Origin of the sequence: Lancefieldella parvula DSM 20469, from assembly GCF_000024225.1 — a bacterium.
Classification (GTDB): domain Bacteria; phylum Actinomycetota; class Coriobacteriia; order Coriobacteriales; family Atopobiaceae; genus Lancefieldella; species Lancefieldella parvula.
The window spans coordinates 1,295,739-1,313,495 of sequence record NC_013203.1; the positions used below are offsets into that span (position 1 = coordinate 1,295,739).

Sequence of the window (17,757 nt, forward strand, 5' to 3'; positions counted from 1 at the left end):
CTACGCCTCCTTTCGAGGTGCAACGACAACGGTAATGTGGCTCATGCGCTTATTAATGCGAGAAGCCGAACCCTTTGCACGAGGGCGAATACGCTTAAGCGTTGGGCCTTCGTCAACAAAAGCAGTCTTGACTACCAAGTTGTTAGCGCGGAGACCATTGTTGTTCTCGGCGTTAGCAACTGCGGAGCGCAGAACCTTAGCAACATCAGTAGCGGCAGCGCGAGTCGAGAACTGAAGAACCTCGAGGGCCTTCTCGACAGACTTACCGCGGACAAGCGCGACAACTGCGCGAGCCTTACGAGGAGCAACGCGAACATACTTAGCTGTTGCGCGAACCTCAATAGAATCGGTATTCTTAGCCATTTACTACACTCCCCCTACTTGGTCTTGTGACCGCGGAAGGTACGGGATGGGGAGAACTCGCCCAACTTGTGACCAACCATGGACTCAGTGATGTACACAGGCACATGCTTACGACCATCGTGAACAGCGATGGTGTGACCGACCATCTCAGGGAAGATGGTTGAGGAACGTGACCAAGTCTTGATAACGTCCTTCTTGCCAGCCTCGTTCATTGCAGCGACACGCGCAAGGAGGCGAGTCTCCACAAAGGGGCCTTTTTTGAGACTTCTGCTCATTTATCTACTCCTACTCGTGTCTTACTTGGACTTACGACGGCGAATAATCAGGCGGTTAGAAGCCTTCTTCGGGTCGCGGGTCTTATAACCCTTGGTTGGCTTACCCCATGGGGTGACGGAAGGACGACCAGAAGTGTGGTTCTTACCTTCACCACCACCGTGTGGGTGGTCAACAGGGTTCATGACAGTACCACGGACGGTAGGACGAACGCCTGCCCAGCGAGAACGACCAGCCTTACCAACAACAATGTTGGAGTGCTCAGCGTTGCCAACCTCACCGATGGTTGCACGGCAGGTCAGAAGAACACGACGAAGCTCGGAGGAAGGCATACGCAGAACTGCATAGCCGTTGTCCTTACCCATGAGCTGGACGGAAGTACCAGCAGCACGTGCCATTGCAGCACCCTTACCAGGCTGGAACTCAACTGCGTGAACAAGAGTACCTACTGGAATCTGCTCAAGAGTGGTGCAATTACCAGGCTTGATATCGACGTCCTTGGTACCAGACAGAACAGTGTCACCGACGCTCAAGCCCTCTGGGCAAAGGATGTATGCCTTTGCACCGTCTGCATAGTGCAGAAGAGCAATACGAGCGGAACGGTTAGGATCGTACTCAACGGTAGCGACTTTAGCTGGGATGTCATCCTTGCGACGCTTGAAGTCGATACGACGGTACTGGCGCTTGTGGCCACCACCCTGGTGACGGGTAGTGATGCGACCATTGTTGTTGCGGCCAGCCTTCTTTGGCAGGGGCTCGAGAAGGGACTTCTCGGGCTTATCAGTTGTAATCTCAACAAAGTCTGAGATTGTCTGGAAGCGCCTGCCTGCGCTTGTTGGCTTTAAATGCCTAACTGCCATAAACAGTATCCCTTTCTTCTCCGTTGGCTAGCCCGCTTAAGGGAAAGTCGAGCTAACACCGGATTACCACGGTACCGCGCGTATCTACTATGCGCGGCATACAAACCCGTACCTCAAAAGAGGCACGGGAGAAAAACCTTACTCAGCAGACTTATTACCGAAGATTTCGATAGTCTCACCAGCAGCGAGGGTAACAATAGCCTTCTTCCACTGGCGAGTCTTACCTGCCTGCTGATAACGTACACGCTTGTTCTTTGGCTTAACAGAAAGTGTGTTTACCTTGGTGACGTGTACAGAGAAGAGCTTCTCTACAGCTGCAGCAATCTCTTCTTTACCTGCGTTACGAGCAACCTCAAAAGTGTACTTGCCCTGCTCCATCAGATCGAAAGCACGCTCTGAAACGATAGGACGAATGATGACCTCATAAGGAGAGTTCATTATGCGAGCACCTCCCCAAGCTGCTTAGCAACATCAGCGGACATAACAAGTGCGCCGTTGTCAATCAGGAAACGAGTAGTAACCTCAGAAACGCCGAAAATCGAAACCTTAGGAAGGTTGCGGAAAGAAAGGTAAGTGTTGACGTCATCATCTGGAACGATAACGGTAACGCGCTTACCCTCAATACCGAGGTTCTGAAGTGCAGCCTTTGCCTGCTTGGTGGAAGGCTGAGCAAACTCAAGAGAGTCAACGAGGACAAGCTCGGAGTCTGCAACCTTGCCAGAGAGGACGGACCTCATAGCAAGCTTGACCATCTTATTGTTAATACGACGTGCGTGGGAACGAGGGGTAGGTCCAAAAATGACGCCACCACCAGTCCACTGACCAGCACGAATAGAACCCTGGCGAGCACGACCAGTACCCTTCTGACGGTAAGGCTTAACGCCACCGCCGGATACCTCGTGACGGTTCTTTGTAGAGTGGGTACCCTGACGTGCGGATGCGTCCTGGCAGACTACAACCTGATGCACAACAGGGATGTTTGGCTCAATGCCATAGACGTCAGAGGAAAGCTCGGTAGTACCGACCTTCTTTCCCTCTACGTTCTTAATCTCATACTTGGACATGTTGTCTCCTTGTTAGCCTAAGTGTTTGCCTAAAGGCCCTTAGGCCATGCGGACCTGGACGAGGGCATTCTTGCCGCCAGGAACAGCACCCTTGATAAGCATGAGGTTCTGCTCAGCATCAACGCGGACAAGCTTAAGGTTCTTGACCGTAACGCGCTCTGCGCCCATGTGACCATACATGTGAAGGCCCTTACGAACGCGTGCAGGGTATGCGCACTGACCAATGGAACCTGGACGACGCTGGTTACGAGAACCGTGAGTCATTGGACCGCGAGAGAAGTTCCAGCGCTTAACGGTACCCTGGAAACCCTTACCCTTAGAAGTGCCTGTTACGTCAACAGTGGTGACCTCGGAGAAGTCAGCAACTGTGACAACATCGCCGGTCTTGTGCTCAGAAGCATCCTCAACGCGAACCTCACGGAGGTAACGCATTGGCTCGACGCCCTGTGCCTTGAAGTGACCAGCCATTGGCTTGTTGACATGCTTCTCGGAGATGTCGCCAAAGCCAATCTGTACGGCATTGTAGCCGTCCGTTTCAACAGTCTTTACCTGCGAAACGGTGCAGGGACCAGCAAGAACAACGGTAACAGGAACGACGTTGTCGTTCTCGTCCCATACCTGGGTCATGCCCAGCTTGCGGCCGAGGATGGTATTAACCATGCTCTTTCCTAACCTTCGGTGGTCATGGGACCTTGAGAGCACATCGGGTACTCTTCCCCAGCGGACCACGTCCTGTACATACTGCCTTTAGACATAATTGTCCTATTTGAGCAGCCCGTCTACTTTACACTCATTTCTAACAAGAAACAAGCCTAAAATCTTAAAAAGATGAATGCTTTGTGAAGGGCATTTACTACCTTCTAGCTGCGAGATCTTTCTTCTCGCCTATTTTACGAGGTAAAACCGCTGACCCGGGCGTATCTATAGGCGAGAAAACCAGAAAATTTTGAAAAGTTTTTGTCAAAATTTATTTCGATGAAATTCTCTTAAGCAATGCTTCGCATCCTTCTGTGACATCCTCATACGTCAGATCAAAATTGCCCGAGTACCATGGATCAGCAATGTCACGAGGTTTCTCTGTCCAATCGAGGAGTAGTGAGACCTTTCCAAGCGGGTCATCCTTAAGTATGCGCATCATATTACGCAGATTGTTGTGATCCATGCCAATAAGGTAATCAAAGCACTCATAATCTGCGCGAGTCAGCTGCCGAGCACGATGATTACCACAATGAATTCCCTCCTGCTGCAACTTGCAACGTGTACGAGGGTCAACTGGATTACCAATCTCCTCTGTGGAAGTTGCCGCAGAGTCAATGAAGAATAAATCTACAAGACCGCTCTTCTCGACAAGATCTTGCATGACATACTGTGCCATCGTTGACCTGCAGATATTTCCGTGACACACAAACAGAATCTTTATTACGTGAGTATTGTCCGGGCAATTAGTATTCAGCTGGCTATTCTTCATCTCTTCTCCTAAACTATGTGAGAGAATCAATCGACATTGAAAAGTCTACGCCCCCCACTTGTTTCAATACGCCCTAATGTACACGTAATACTCCTTAAATGACACTGAAAATCAGTGCACACCTAACACAAAACCCTCCCGCACGTGAATGCGCAGGAGGGTTTGCAAGTTGGATTAAGCCGTATGCTTAGAGCTTGATCTCGATATCGACACCAGCTGGAAGGTCGAGACGCATAAGCGAATCAACGGTAGAAGCGCTTGGGTCGAGAATATCGATGAGACGCTTGTGAGTGCGCATCTCAAACTGATCACGGGAATCCTTATCCTTGTGTGGTGAGCGAATAACAGTGTAAAGATTACGCTCAGTTGGCAGAGGGATAGGACCGGAAACACGCGCACCTGTCTTCTGTGCGGTGTCAACAATCAGCTTAGCGGACTGATCAATGACCTCGTGATCATAGCCCTTGAGGCGAATCCTGATCTTCTGGCTTGACACTTTGGGTACCTCCATACATGAGCTAGAGCTCGTGGTCGTTTACTTAGGATGCAGAGCCGCCGTTTTTGGCGACAATCTCTTCGCGTACAGCGTTAGGAACGGGCTCGTAAGAATCGAACTGCATAGTGTAGCTCGCACGGCCCTGGGTCTGGGAACGAAGGTCGGTTGCATAACCGAACATCTCACCAAGAGGCACCTTAGCGCGGATGACCTTGGCGTCCTGACGATCGTCCATGCCCTCAATCTTGCCACGACGGGAAGAAAGGTTGCCCATAACGTCGCCCATGTACTGCTCAGGTGTCTCAACCTCAACAGACTCAACTGGCTCGAGAAGGACAGGGTTGGACTTCTTAAGAGCATCCTTAACTGCCATAGAACCAGCAATCTTGAATGCTGCCTCAGAAGAGTCGACCTCATGGTAAGAACCGTCAACAAGGGTAACCTTAATGTCGACTACTGGGTAACCAGCAATGACACCGTTCTCAAGAGCCTCGCGAATGCCCTTATCGATAGATGGGATGTACTCCTTAGGAATGACACCACCAACGATAGCGTTGACAAACTCGTAACCCTTGCCCTCTTCCTGTGGCTCAAGGTCGATAACTGCGTGGCCATACTGACCCTTACCACCGGACTGACGGACAAACTTGCCTTCAGCGTGGCTTACTGCCTTACCAGCAGTCTCACGGTAAGCAACCTGTGGCTTACCAACGTTGCAGTCAACCTTAAACTCACGACGGAGACGGTCAACAATAATCTCAAGGTGAAGCTCGCCCATACCAGCAATGATGGTCTGACCAGTCTCGTGATCAGTGTGAACCTGGAAGGTTGGATCCTCTTCAGCCAGCTTAGCAAGGCCGATGGACATCTTCTCCTGCTCAGCCTTGGTCTTAGGCTCAACAGCAACGTCGATAACAGGATCAGCGAAGCTGATGGACTCAAGGATGATTGGGTTCTTCTCGTCACAAAGAGTGTCACCAGTAGTGGTGTTCTTCAGACCAACGCATGCAACAATGTCACCCGCGGAGCACTCTTCACGGTCAACACGATCGTTTGCGTTCATCTCAAGGATGCGGCCAAAGCGCTCACGGTTGTCCTTAACGGAGTTGTAGACGTATGAACCTGCCTCTGCCTGACCAGAGTAAACACGAATGTAGGTAAGCTTACCAACATAAGGGTCAGTCATAATCTTGAATGCAAGAGCGGAGAATGGCTCCTTAACGTCTGCATGACGGACAGCCTCGTCTCCCTTAGGAGTGACGCCATCAATCTCTGGAACATCCAGAGGGCTTGGAAGGAAGTCGATAACTGCGTCAAGAAGCTCCTGGATACCCTTGTTCTTGTAAGCAGAACCAACAAAGACAGGGTTAATCTTGCCAGCAAGAACACCGGCACGAAGAGCACCCTTAAGGATATCAACGTCAATCTCTTCACCCTCGAGAACAGCCATCATGAGCTCCTCGGAGAAGTCAGATGCTGCCTCAAGAAGCTCCTCACGCTTCTCAGCTGCAACGTCAACAAACTCTGCAGGAATCTCGTCGAGTGGCTCAGGGTAAATCATGCCCTTAGCATCCTCTTTAAAGTCCCATGCAGTGTTGGTGACAAGGTCGATAAGACCCCAGAAGTTGGACTCAGCGCCCATTGGGACCTGAGCTGCAATTGCGTTTGCGCCAAGGCGGTCACGCATGGTCTGGATTGCACGGAAGAAGTCTGCGCCTACTCGGTCAAACTTGTTGATGAATGCAATACGAGGTACGCCGTACTTGGTTGCCTGACGCCAAACGGTCTCGGACTGTGGCTGAACGCCTGCAACTGCGTCGAAGACTGCAACTGCGCCGTCCAGAACACGAAGAGAACGCTCAACCTCAGCGGTAAAGTCAACGTGACCTGGGGTATCGATAATCTGAATGACATGGTCTTTCCAGAAGCAAGTAGTAGCTGCGGAAGTAATGGTTACGCCGCGCTCTTGCTCCTGAACCATCCAGTCCATAGTTGCTGCACCGTCGTGGACCTCACCAATCTTGTGGGTCTTACCGGTGTAGTAAAGAATACGCTCCGTAGTGGTGGTCTTACCAGCATCGATGTGAGCCATGATGCCGATGTTACGGAGGTCTTTAAGATTGTACTTAGTCTTAGCCATTTGTTTGCTACTCCTGAATTCCGACTAGAAGCGGTAGTGGGAGAAGGCGCGGTTGGCCTCAGCCATCTTGTACAGGTCCTCGCGGCGCTTGACGGATGCACCTACGCCATTAGTTGCGTCGATGATCTCGTTTGCAAGACGCTCTGCCATGGTCTTCTCTTTACGGCTACGGCTGAAAGTGACCATCCAGCGAATAGCAAGAGTAGTTGCACGGCGGGAGTTAACCTCCATTGGGACCTGATAAGTAGCGCCACCAACACGCTTAGGCTTAACCTCAAGTGTTGGGCGAATGTTATCCATAGCCTTCTTGAAGACAGTGAGGGCATCCTCGCCAGTCTTCTCTGCAACGATGTCAAATGCACCGTAGACAATACGCTCTGCGGTTGCTTTCTTACCGTCGAGAAGGACCTTGTTAATGAGCTGGGTTACCAGACGATTGTTGTAGACGGCGTCAGGCATAACCTCACGACGTACTGCTGCTGCGCGACGCGGCATATTAATCTCCTAAGAACTAGTTCGAGTAGTGGACGTGATTACTTAGCACGCTTAGTGCCGTAACGAGAACGGCCCTGAGCACGATTCTGAACTGCTGCGCAGTCGAATGCACCGCGAACAACCTTATAACGAACACCAGGAAGGTCACGGACACGGCCGCCACGAACCAGAACAATGGAGTGCTCCTGGAGGTTGTGGCCCTCACCAGGAATGTAAGCGGTTACCTCAATGCCATTAACAAGACGAACACGAGCAACCTTACGGAGTGCTGAGTTAGGCTTCTTTGGCGTTGTGGTGAAAACGCGGGTGCAAACACCGCGCTTCTGTGGGTTGTGCTGAAGAGCGGCGTTCTTGGACTTTGACTTGACGCTCACGCGGCCCTTACGTACGAGCTGGTTAATAGTAGGCAAGATCTTCTCCTTCTTATACCTATCTACCTGCAGTTTTACATATTCGAAAGGCGACACAGCACTGTCCCCTTGGAATTACGCAAGGAAGAACTTTACGCCGACAACAACCACATGTCAACAAGCCACTGTTCCGGGCGTATCTATATACAGAAAAAACACTTTTTCATTGGCGAGAAATACTTCTTATCGGACAACCTGCAGTCCGTCTTCTCCCTTTTCTGTAGTTTTCAAAATCTACTACAAATTCGTTCTTTTGCAGAGCTGCAGAAACCATTCGAACTGATGAAATTTTGTAAAACCAACGGAACTGTGCCAGGTATGGTAACGCAGAAACTAAATTGATACATTTTTTTGGCAGTACTAGTAATTTAACTTAGCCCAAAATAACCTCAAGCTCAAAGACAATCTTCCCGTCTTCAAACCAAAACATGTCACATGAACGTGTACCCGCATCGCTTACAAGCATAGCGGCAAGGCATGAATTATCGGCTCCTGTGTACAGGCCTTCGCAGCTAAACGTTGCATTACTCCCCCTGTACGCCGAACGAATACAGTTCATATAGGCGCACTTGCCTTTGATTATCTTAGTTTGCCCAGCTTCTCGAAGTTCCCAAACAACATCCTTGGCAAGAAATGTCTCGTATGTTTCCCAATCGCGCATATTTTCCGCTTGGAAGAACTGAGCGAGAAGTTCTTCATTGTCAGAAGAAAATACCGCACCGTTATCGAGAAGTTCCTTAGTGCTGGATACTTCAGATACATCTGAGACTAACTTCAAAACGGCAATCAATTCTTCGCCGTCCTTCTCGCCCGTCTCAACAAATCCAAACGAACGATAGAGATCCCGAGCAACTTTATTTTCAGGCTCATAAGAAAGCCAACAATACTCTGCTTTTCCACAAGGAAAAGTGTGTATAAACTCCAACGCAAGGTTGAGCGCTTCTTTACCGTATCCCCTACCTTGATACTTTATATCAATCATCAAGCGTCGGAGATCGTAGTTATTTTGAGCTATTGCTGGAGCGTCATCCCAGCTGCTGTCTGTACCAAAACCAATCATTAAAAAACCTACCGGAACATCATCTTTGTATATACCAAAGGGAAAGATCTGTCCGTTTTCTGTCTTAGAAATATAGGCTTCGATAAGACTTACATCATTGCCGGCAACATAACTTTGCTGCTCTTTGGACACCTTAAGCTTAAGGATGTCCCATACATTTCTTCCGTCTATGCGCTGAAGACTTAACATACGGTATCAATCAAAAAATTCATTGCTCGTTGAAAATCAAGGCACCAAAAACTTCTAATGTTTTAGTGCTGATGTGCAGCATGAGCAAGGCCGACGCTAATAAGTGTAATGACATGATCGTCAGCAAGAGAATAAATGACGCGACGACCATCTCTTTTTGCGGTTACCAGACCACGATCACGCAAGAGACGGAGCTGGTGAGAAGTAGCAGACTGAGAAACAGAGAGGAGCTCCTGCAGTTCAGTTACGCTTTTCTCACCCAAAAGAAGAGCTCCCAAAATCTGGAAACGTGTAAAGTCGGAAAGCGCATCATAAATTTGAGTGGCATCGTAGATGATATCGTCATTAGTGAGAAACTCGTGCAGTTGTTCTTCAGAAACGCACTCGCAAATATTGTTTGTATGCTCACACTCGTGAGAATGATTAGTCATGATACTTCCTACTCTTTACAATTCAAAGCTCTGAGTACACAGGGCTTCTCGCTAAATATTGTTTGTAACGCATCTTAGTATATACCGACTCTATCCCGTTAGAACAAATAATAAAAAGAGGACTCCAGCTAACAGCTGAAGTCCTCTTCTGTATCGGAGCTAATCTCCGAAAAAATTTGATGTATTAGGCGAGACTACTTACTCGTCATCCCCTGCCTCAGCATCCATACGAACAACCTGGTTGAGAAGGTCATCCAGAGAACCAAGATCCTCGTTAATTACATCAGGGCTAACCTCATCAGAAGAAGAACCAATGAGCGTCTCGGTGTAATCAGGGTGAGCAGATGGAGCTGCAGAACCCAGCATCAGACCACCGTCGCCTTCTGGCGAGAAGACCATGTTGAGCAGCTGAGAAAGATCCTCAGAATCTGCCTCATCCTCTTCTGGCTCAAGGATATAGAGGAGGTTACGAGCCTCAAGGCCATCGCGAAGCTCCTCGATTGCCTTTGCACCAATACCGTCGATGCGAAGCAGATCTTCCTCGGTCTTGCCAATAAGATCGCCTACGGTCTCAATGCCAACCTCACTGAACTTGTTGGTCCAACGCTGTGACACACCAAGATCGTCGAAGAGGTAAAGCTTTGCGTCCTCGCTAGAAAGCGTGCGGCCATTCTTGGAGTAAACGCCACCGTTGTAGTCTTCGTTGACCCAGTCAAGCTGCTTAGGAAGCTGCTCCTCAATGTCCTTAAGCTCTGCTGGTGCCCAGTCTGGAAGAGACTTAGCAAGAGAAGAGGTTGGGCCATCAATCTTGGTGCCATGGTACGTAAGCTCAACATCGTTGTATGCAGAGAGGCCTGTACCTGCAGGAATCTGCTTACCAACAATAACGTTGGACTTGAGGTCAAGCAGGTGGTCAACATCGCCTTCGATAGCTGCAGAGGTAAGAACACCTGCAGTACGGATGAACGATGCGCTAGAGAGCCAAGAATCAATAGAGCTTGCAACCTTCAGAGTACCAAGGATTGCTGGCTCTGCCTCTGGTGGAGTACCACCAGCAAGGGCAATATTCTGGACAGTCTCTGCAAAGACGTAACGATCCACATACTGACCAAGCAGGTACGAAGAGTCACCTGGGTTGGTAACCTGAACACGGCGAAGCATCTGACGTGCGATAACCTCGATGTGCTTATCGTTGAGTTCTACACCCTGGGAGGTATAGACGTCCTTAACGGACTCAACGAAGGTGTGCATAGTGGACTCAATGTCGGTGAGTCGACGGAGCATACGGAAGTTGACGAAGCCGCGGGTAATCTGATCACCAGCACGAACAACAACGCCATCCTCAATGCCAGGCATGAAGCGGACGGATGCAGGTACACGCCACTCCTCGATGACACGGGAAGCATCATCTGCATCAACAATACGCAGCAAGTATTCGGTAGTCTCTGGAGTGATGTGAAGAACACCAGAAACTGGAGCCAGGTCAGCCTCACGACCAAGAATCTTCTCATTGACATTACCAACGACGTCGAACATACGAGCAACGGTAGGAAGACCCTGCGTAATATCGTCTGCACCTGCAACACCACCGGAGTGAATGGTACGCATGGTCAACTGAGTACCAGGCTCACCAATGGACTGAGCTGCGATAATACCAACTGCAGTACCAATGTTGACGGGGCGACGGGTAGAAAGATCCCAACCGTAGCACTTCTGGCAGACGCCGTACTTAGACTTACAGGTCAAAAGCGCACGGAGCTGAACCTTAGTAAGGCCATGCTCAACAAGACGCTCAAGATCCTGCTTGGACTCAACATAGCCACCAGCAGGAATAAGAACCTCGCCAGTGTTTGGATCGCAGACATCCTCAAGGGTGCAGCGACCAATGAGATCCGTATCAACAGAAGTCTGACCAGGCTTAATCAGTGGATAAGTAACTGCCTCATCAGTGCCGCAGTCCTCCTCACGAACAATGACGTCCTGTGCAACGTCGACAAGTCGACGAGTCAAGTAACCAGAGTCAGAGGTGTGAGAAGCGGTATCTACCAGACCCTTACGAGCACCGTAAGTAGAAATAAAGTACTCAAGAGGCTCAAGACCCTCACGGAAGTTTGCCTTAATTGGAAGGTCGATGGTTTCACCAGACATATCTGCCATCAGGCCTCGCATACCAGCAAGCTGGCGAAGCTGTGTCTTAGAACCACGAGCTCCAGAGTCAGCCATCATGTAGATTGGGTTGTCCTCTGCAAAGCCTGCAAGCATCTCAGAGCCGAGAAGATCGGTGCACTCGGTCCATGCATTAACAACCTCAACGTGACGCTCTCGCTCGGAGAGGAAGCCGTCCTCGTAGTACTCGTTGATCTGGTCAACGCGATCTTGTGCCTCTTGAAGAAGCTGTGGCTTATGCTCAGGAATAACAGCATCCCAAACAGAAACGGTCAGACCAGCAAGCGTTGCGTAGTGGAAACCAGTTTTCTTGATGTTGTCCAGGATTGGCTCAACGTCAGCCATTGGATAACGGTCACAACAATCGTTGACCAAAATACCAATATCGGACTTAACCATCTTGTAGTTGATGTATGGGTAATCCTCTGGCAGGCACTGACGGTTGAAAATAATGCGACCAACAGTGGTCTCAAAACGCTTAGTTCCCTCAGTAACGTTCAGATCCTCATACTGACCACGGCCAGTCATAACGCGGAAGATAGCACGACCACTATCAGCAACGTTTGCATCCTTGGTACTTACACGGACAACAACCTTTGCCTGAAGATCAAGATCGCGGTTGGCCTCAATTGCCAAGAGAGCATCCTCAAAGCTTGCGAAGGTAAGTGTCTTAGCATCTGCACCGGTCTTCTCGGAAGTAAGGTAGTAGACACCAAAGACCATATCCTGAGAAGGAACGGTCAGAACCTTACCAGAAGCAGGGCTTCTAAGGTTGTTGCTGGAGAGCATTAGAATGCGAGCCTCTGTCTGTGCCTGAGTAGAAAGTGGCACGTGAACAGACATCTGGTCGCCGTCGAAGTCTGCGTTGAATGGTGCGCAGACCAGTGGGTGCAGGTGGATTGCCTTACCCTCAATAAGGACTGGCTCAAATGCCTGGATAGACAGACGGTGAAGCGTAGGTGCGCGGTTGAGAAGAACAAGACGATCCTGAATAACCTCATCCAAAATGTCCCAAACAACCGGAGTACCACGGTCAATAGCACGCTTTGCGCCCTTAATGTTTTCAACCTTGCGGAGCTCAACCAAACGACGCATGACAAATGGCTTGAAGAGCTCAAGTGCCATAGCGGATGGAAGACCGCACTGGTGCAGCTTCAAGTGTGGGTCAACAACAATGACGGAACGGCCAGAATAGTCAACACGCTTACCCAGAAGGTTCTGACGGAAGCGACCCTGCTTACCCTTAAGGGCCTCAGCAAGTGACTTCAGAGGACGTCCACCACGACCAGTGACTGGACGACCACGGCGGCCGTTGTCAAACAGAGCATCAACGGACTCCTGAAGCATACGCTTCTCGTTGTTAACAATGATAGAAGGTGCCTCAAGATCAAGCAGGCGCTTAAGACGATTGTTACGGTTAATAACACGACGATACAAATCGTTTAAGTCAGAAGCTGCAAAACGGCCACCATCAAGCTGAACCATAGGACGAAGATCAGGTGGGATAACTGGTACAACGTCAAGGATCATGTTAGCTGGATCATTACCGCCCTTAAGGAAGGCGTCAACAATCTCAAGGCGCTTGATAGCCTTCTCGCGCTTCTGCTTCTGAGCATCCTCATTGGCGATAATAGCGCGGAGCTCCTTAGCCTCTTTCTCAAGGTCAATGTTGGAAAGAAGATCGCGGACTGCCTCTGCACCCATGCCACCCTTGAAGTAGATGCCATAATAGCGCTTAAGCTCGGAGAACAGACCTTCATCGGAGATGAGCTCTCTGGTCTCAAGCTGCATGAACTTCTCGAAAGCCTCACGACGAAGCGTCTTCTCTTCCTCGTACTCTTCCTCAAGATCAGCGACGCCTGCGCGAATCTCATCCTCAGAAAGAGGCTCAAAATCGCCAAACTCGTCATCCTGTGGCTGGCCCTGCTCACGAAGACGTGCAATCTGATCGTCACGCTCTGCGTCGAGCTCTTCAAGGTCTGCAGCAAGCTCCTCACGAAGATCGTCTACATCAGCCTCACGTGCCTCAGTGTCAACACTGGTAATCACGTAAGATGCAAAGTAGAGGACTTTCTCGAGGTCTTTGCTCTTGATGTCAAGAAGACGTGCCAGAGGGAAGCTGGTTGGACTCTTAAAGTACCAAATGTGGCTTACAGGAGCAGCAAGCTCGATGTGACCCATGCGGTCACGACGAACCTTTGCGGTGGTTACTTCAACACCGCAGCGCTCGCAAGTAATGCCCTTGAAACGAATGCCTTTGTACTTACCGCAGGCGCACTCCCAGTCCCTCACAGGTCCAAAGATCTTCTCGCAGAAAAGACCATCCTTTTCTGGCTTAAGAGTACGGTAGTTGATGGTCTCAGGCTTTTTTACCTCGCCATAGGACCAACCGCGGATATCATCAGCAGACGCTAAAGAAATTTTAATAGCGTCAAATTCAGTGGAATCGAAATCTGCCACAGTCGCTACTCCTTATCGGTGGTCGCGTCGCCTACAAGTGCGGATGCACCCTCAGCGTCTTGGGACAGGTCGGAAGCGGTTACCTCAGTAAAGCCAAGGTCGTTGAGGATCTCAACAGCGTTCTTCTCCTCAGGATCTGTGACCTTTGCGGTATTTGCACGCTTACGATAAGAGATTGGCTCAATGTCAAGTGCCAGGGAGCGAATCTCTTTGACCAGAACCTTGAAGGACTCAGGAATTCCTGCAGTAGGAATATTCTCGCCCTTAACAATGGACTCATAGGTCTTAACACGGCCGTTGGTATCGTCAGACTTAACGGTAAGAATCTCCTGGAGGACGTTAGCAGCACCGTATGCGTACAGTGCCCAAACCTCCATCTCACCAAAGCGCTGACCGCCGAACTGTGCCTTACCGCCCAGAGGCTGCTGGGTAACAAGAGAGTAAGGACCAGTTGAACGTGCATGGATCTTATCGTCAACCATGTGACCAAGCTTCAAGATGTAAGAAACACCAACGGTAATTGGACTCTTGAATGCCTCACCGGTACGGCCATCATAGAGGGTAGTCTTACCACGCTCGTTGAGCTGTGGAACAAACTCCTCACGCATGTTCTCGCCGTACTCCTTGAGAGCCTTGTTAATCATATTGATGTTGGCGCGGCGAACAATCTCTGCAACGGACTCATCAGTAGCACCGTCAAAGAGTGGTGTTGCAACAGGAATTGGGCCCTCAACATAACGCTTAGAATCTGCGTCATCGTCATCCCAACCATGTGCAGCGCCCCAACCAAGGTGGCACTCAAGCAGCTGACCAACATTCATACGAGAAGGAACACCCAGTGGGTCGAGAATAACGTCTACTGGGGTACCGTCTGCCATGTAAGGCATGTCCTCAACAGGAAGAACCTTACAAATAACACCCTTGTTACCGTGACGACCAGCAATCTTATCGCCCTGCTGAATCTTTCTGCGCTGAGCAACAAAGACGCGAACCAGGTCGTTTACTCCTGGAGGCAGGTCATCTCCAGCCTCACGGCTGAAGCGAACAACGTCAACAACACGACCATAAGAGCCGTGTGGCATCTTAAGAGAAGTATCACGAACGTCGTGTGCCTTTGCACCAAAGATTGCGCGAAGCAGACGCTCTTCTGCGGTCAGAGCAGTCTCGCCCTTAGGGGTGACCTTACCAACCAGAATATCGCCAGGACCAACCTCGGCGCCAATGCGGATGATGCCGTCATCGTCAAGATTTGCGAGCATATCCTCACCAAGGTTTGGAATCTCTCGGGTAATCTCCTCAGCGCCAAGCTTGGTGTCACGAGCATCAATCTCGTGGCGGGAAATGTTAACGGAAGTCAAAAGATCTTCCTGAACAACACGCTCGGAGACGATAATACCGTCCTCGTAGTTGTAGCCTTCCCATGGCATATAAGCAACGGTAAGGTTTGCACCAAGTGCCAGCTCAGAGTGGTCAACAGATGGACCGTCTGCAATTGGTTGGCCCTTCTCGACCTTCTGACCCATGGTAACGATTGGACGGTGATTGATACAAGTGGACTGGTTAGAGCGCTCGTACTTAGGAAGATCGTAGCGCTGAGAACCGTGCTCATCTGAGTAGATGACAACATGAGCTGCATCAACCTCAGTGACCTCGCCTGCAAACTCTGCGCAAATAAGCTCGCCAGAGTCCTGAGCTGCACGACCCTCCATACCAGTTCCAACAAATGGAGCGTGGGACTGGATCAGAGGCACTGCCTGACGCTGCATGTTTGCACCCATGAGAGTACGCTTTGCGTCGTCATGCTCCAAAAATGGAATGAGGTTAGCTGCAACAGAGAGAAGCTGACGTGGAGAAACGTCCATGTAGTCAACGTCCTCAACAGGAACCTGTGCAGGAGCACCAAAAGAACCGTCGAAGTCGCGGGTACGTGCAATAACGCGGTCTGCGTCAACAATCTTGCCGTCTTTGTCAACTTCAACAAATTTCTTAGTCTTAGGGTCAATTGGAGTATTGGCAGGAGCAATAATGTGATTCTCCTCCTCATCTGCAGTCATCCAAACAATGTCGTCAGAAACAACACCGCCTGTAACCTTGCGATAAGGAGCCTCAATAAAGCCGTACTCATTTACGTGAGCATACAGTGCCAAAGAGCCGATAAGACCAATGTTTGGTCCCTCAGGAGTCTCGATTGGACACATACGGGAGTAGTGTGAGTTGTGAACGTCGCGAACTGCTGTAGGAACGTTGGTACGACGGCTGGAACCGGACTTGTGTCCTGCAAGACCGCCAGGTCCCAAAGCAGAAAGACGACGCTTATGAGTCAAACCAGCAAGTGGGTTTGCCTGGTCCATGAACTGCGAAAGCTGAGAAGAACCGAAGAACTCCTTGATTGCAGCAACAATTGGACGGATATTGATCAGAGACTGTGGAGTGATGTCGTCTGCATCCTGAGATGCCATGCGCTCACGGACAACGCGCTCCATGCGGCTCATACCAATACGGAACTGATTCTGGACCAGCTCACCAACAGTACGAACGCGGCGGTTGCCAAAGTGATCAATATCATCAAGGTGCTTAGACTCATCACCTGCGTGAACAGCAAGAAGATACTGAAGAGCTGCAACAATGTCCTCTTTGGTAAGAACACGTACGTCTGCAGGAATCTCTTCCTCAAGCTTCTTGTTGATCTTGTAACGACCAACACGAGCAAGGTCATAGCGCTGCTCGTTGAAGAAAAGGCCGTCAAGCAAAGAACGGGCAGAGTCAACAGTTGGTGGCTCACCTGGACGCTGACGACGATAAATCTCGATAAGAGCATCCTCACGTGTAGTTGCAACATCACGCTCAAGTGTGTTGCGAACAACATCGGAATCACCAAGAAGCGAGAGAATCTCGTCATCGGTAACAGCAATGCCGAGTGCACGGAGGAAGACAGTAGCGCTCTGGCGACGCTTACGGTCAATAGAGACGACCAAATGGCCGCGCTTATCAACCTCAAACTCAAGCCATGCACCACGTGCAGGAATGAACTGAGACTTGTGAACCAAAACACCGTTGTCCATCTCTGACGAGAAGTACACGCCAGGTGAACGAACGAGCTGAGAAACCACAACGCGCTCAGAACCGTTGATGATGAAGGTACCACGCTCAGTCATCAGTGGGAAATCACCCATGAAGACAAGCTGCTCCTTCATCTCACCAGTCTCTTTGTTGACAAAACGAACGTCAACAAAGAGAGGTGCTTGATATGAAATGTCTTTTGCACGACACTCAGCCATTGAATTGGCAGGGTCGCCGAACTGATGGTCACCAAAGGTGACCTGCATGGTTCCAGCGCTGTTCTCAATTGGCGAGAACTCAGCGAAGGACTCTGCAAGGCCCTCTCCCATAAAGCGCTCAAATGATTCCTTCTGTACAGTAATCAGATTTGGCAGCTCCATAGCTGCGGGAATCTTACTGAACGTTCTGCGTCCAGTATGCGCCTGAGGCGTGGTGAGGGAAGTCTTTTTAGCGGTAGACACCAGGTTGTCCTCCTTCAAAAGGGTGGAAGGTGGCAATTGTCGCAACCTAGTAATTTAGTCAAGATTTTAATGCGCGTCAACAGAAAAACACTTGATTTTCTAAGACGTTTTGACTATATTATCGCGTTTATGTTTTTCAACTGCACAAACGTTATGCTGCAGGTAAATACTTTACTAGCTCGTATTTTTTATATATGAAGATTTTGTGAATAAGTCTTACAAAGACAGAATTCAATTTCGGTAAGCGGCTTTCCTCCGTTGAGTTGCTCAATTGATGCTCAGAGATTTACAGGGTTTCTCGCCAAATGAGTAAAAAAGAGGCCAGACCAAAGTCTGACCTCTTCAGTAAGCTATTTAGGAT

15 protein-coding genes are annotated in these 17,757 nt (G+C 49.8%); all 15 read right to left on the reverse strand.

What is annotated here, in order from left to right; translation table 11 throughout:
* The 15 genes from rplV to rpoB all read right to left on the reverse strand — a co-directional run bounded on the left by rplV (position 1) and on the right by rpoB (position 17,396).
* Positions 1 to 363, reverse strand: a complete 363-nt coding sequence (gene rplV / locus APAR_RS05910) for a 50S ribosomal protein L22 (protein WP_012809240.1) — start codon at positions 361 to 363, stop codon at positions 1 to 3.
* Between the two features lie 14 nt (positions 364 to 377).
* Positions 378 to 638, reverse strand: a complete 261-nt coding sequence (gene rpsS / locus APAR_RS05915; protein WP_012809241.1) for a 30S ribosomal protein S19 — start codon at positions 636 to 638, stop codon at positions 378 to 380.
* Positions 639 to 659: 21 nt separating this feature from the next.
* On the reverse strand, positions 660 to 1,496 hold the full coding sequence (gene rplB / locus APAR_RS05920) for a 50S ribosomal protein L2 (RefSeq protein ID WP_012809242.1): 837 nt from the start codon (positions 1,494 to 1,496) through the stop codon (positions 660 to 662).
* A gap of 138 nt (positions 1,497 to 1,634) precedes the next feature.
* Complete coding sequence (gene rplW, locus APAR_RS05925) at positions 1,635 to 1,934, reverse strand: 50S ribosomal protein L23 (RefSeq protein ID WP_012809243.1); 300 nt, start codon at positions 1,932 to 1,934, stop codon at positions 1,635 to 1,637.
* Positions 1,934 to 2,560, reverse strand: coding sequence for a 50S ribosomal protein L4 (rplD, locus tag APAR_RS05930; protein ID WP_012809244.1), 627 nt, complete (start codon positions 2,558 to 2,560; stop codon positions 1,934 to 1,936). Before rplD ends, rplW begins: the two co-directional genes overlap by 1 nt.
* Before the next feature lie 39 nt (positions 2,561 to 2,599).
* Complete coding sequence (gene rplC / locus APAR_RS05935) at positions 2,600 to 3,220, reverse strand: 50S ribosomal protein L3 (protein ID WP_012809245.1); 621 nt, start codon at positions 3,218 to 3,220, stop codon at positions 2,600 to 2,602.
* Positions 3,221 to 3,527: 307 nt separating this feature from the next.
* Positions 3,528 to 4,028, reverse strand: a complete 501-nt coding sequence (locus tag APAR_RS05940; RefSeq protein WP_012809246.1) for a low molecular weight protein-tyrosine-phosphatase — start codon at positions 4,026 to 4,028, stop codon at positions 3,528 to 3,530.
* 187 nt (positions 4,029 to 4,215) lie between these two features.
* Positions 4,216 to 4,524, reverse strand: coding sequence for a 30S ribosomal protein S10 (rpsJ, locus tag APAR_RS05945; RefSeq protein ID WP_012809247.1), 309 nt, complete (start codon positions 4,522 to 4,524; stop codon positions 4,216 to 4,218).
* Positions 4,525 to 4,567: 43 nt separating this feature from the next.
* Positions 4,568 to 6,664 carry an elongation factor G gene (gene fusA / locus APAR_RS05950; protein WP_012809248.1) on the reverse strand — a complete coding sequence of 699 codons (2,097 nt, stop codon included), beginning with the start codon at positions 6,662 to 6,664 and terminating at the stop codon, positions 4,568 to 4,570.
* 24 nt (positions 6,665 to 6,688) lie between these two features.
* A complete protein-coding gene (gene rpsG / locus APAR_RS05955; RefSeq protein WP_012809249.1) occupies positions 6,689 to 7,159 on the reverse strand; it encodes a 30S ribosomal protein S7 in 471 nt (156 codons plus the stop codon).
* A 38-nt stretch (positions 7,160 to 7,197) separates the two neighbouring features.
* Positions 7,198 to 7,569, reverse strand: a complete 372-nt coding sequence (gene rpsL, locus APAR_RS05960) for a 30S ribosomal protein S12 (protein ID WP_035427082.1) — start codon at positions 7,567 to 7,569, stop codon at positions 7,198 to 7,200.
* A 373-nt stretch (positions 7,570 to 7,942) separates the two neighbouring features.
* Positions 7,943 to 8,818 (reverse strand): GNAT family N-acetyltransferase, encoded by an 876-nt coding sequence (locus APAR_RS05970; protein WP_012809251.1) that lies wholly within the window; start codon positions 8,816 to 8,818, stop codon positions 7,943 to 7,945.
* 62 nt (positions 8,819 to 8,880) lie between these two features.
* Positions 8,881 to 9,249, reverse strand: coding sequence for an ArsR/SmtB family transcription factor (locus tag APAR_RS05975; RefSeq protein WP_012809252.1), 369 nt, complete (start codon positions 9,247 to 9,249; stop codon positions 8,881 to 8,883).
* A 198-nt stretch (positions 9,250 to 9,447) separates the two neighbouring features.
* The gene (locus APAR_RS05980) at positions 9,448 to 13,875 is read right to left on the reverse strand and encodes a DNA-directed RNA polymerase subunit beta' (RefSeq protein ID WP_012809253.1); all 4,428 of its coding nucleotides are present in this window, start codon (positions 13,873 to 13,875) and stop codon (positions 9,448 to 9,450) included.
* Positions 13,876 to 13,880: 5 nt separating this feature from the next.
* The gene (gene rpoB / locus APAR_RS05985) at positions 13,881 to 17,396 is read right to left on the reverse strand and encodes a DNA-directed RNA polymerase subunit beta (protein WP_012809254.1); all 3,516 of its coding nucleotides are present in this window, start codon (positions 17,394 to 17,396) and stop codon (positions 13,881 to 13,883) included.
* Between the last annotated feature and the right edge of the window lie 361 nt (positions 17,397 to 17,757).

What these genes read in the sequence shown, in the direction of transcription:
- fusA (WP_012809248.1), bottom strand. Translation starts at nt 6,664, where the DNA reads ATGGCTAAGACTAAGTACAATCTTAAAGACCTCCGTAACATCGGCATC.
- rpsS (WP_012809241.1), bottom strand. Translation starts at nt 638, where the DNA reads ATGAGCAGAAGTCTCAAAAAAGGCCCCTTTGTGGAGACTCGCCTCCTT.
- APAR_RS05970 (WP_012809251.1), bottom strand. Translation starts at nt 8,818, where the DNA reads ATGTTAAGTCTTCAGCGCATAGACGGAAGAAATGTATGGGACATCCTT.
- rplB (WP_012809242.1), bottom strand. Translation starts at nt 1,496, where the DNA reads ATGGCAGTTAGGCATTTAAAGCCAACAAGCGCAGGCAGGCGCTTCCAG.
- rplV (WP_012809240.1), bottom strand. Translation starts at nt 363, where the DNA reads ATGGCTAAGAATACCGATTCTATTGAGGTTCGCGCAACAGCTAAGTAT.
- rplD (WP_012809244.1), bottom strand. Translation starts at nt 2,560, where the DNA reads ATGTCCAAGTATGAGATTAAGAACGTAGAGGGAAAGAAGGTCGGTACT.
- APAR_RS05940 (WP_012809246.1), bottom strand. Translation starts at nt 4,028, where the DNA reads ATGAAGAATAGCCAGCTGAATACTAATTGCCCGGACAATACTCACGTA.
- rpsG (WP_012809249.1), bottom strand. Translation starts at nt 7,159, where the DNA reads ATGCCGCGTCGCGCAGCAGCAGTACGTCGTGAGGTTATGCCTGACGCC.
- rplC (WP_012809245.1), bottom strand. Translation starts at nt 3,220, where the DNA reads ATGGTTAATACCATCCTCGGCCGCAAGCTGGGCATGACCCAGGTATGG.
- rplW (WP_012809243.1), bottom strand. Translation starts at nt 1,934, where the DNA reads ATGAACTCTCCTTATGAGGTCATCATTCGTCCTATCGTTTCAGAGCGT.
- APAR_RS05975 (WP_012809252.1), bottom strand. Translation starts at nt 9,249, where the DNA reads ATGACTAATCATTCTCACGAGTGTGAGCATACAAACAATATTTGCGAG.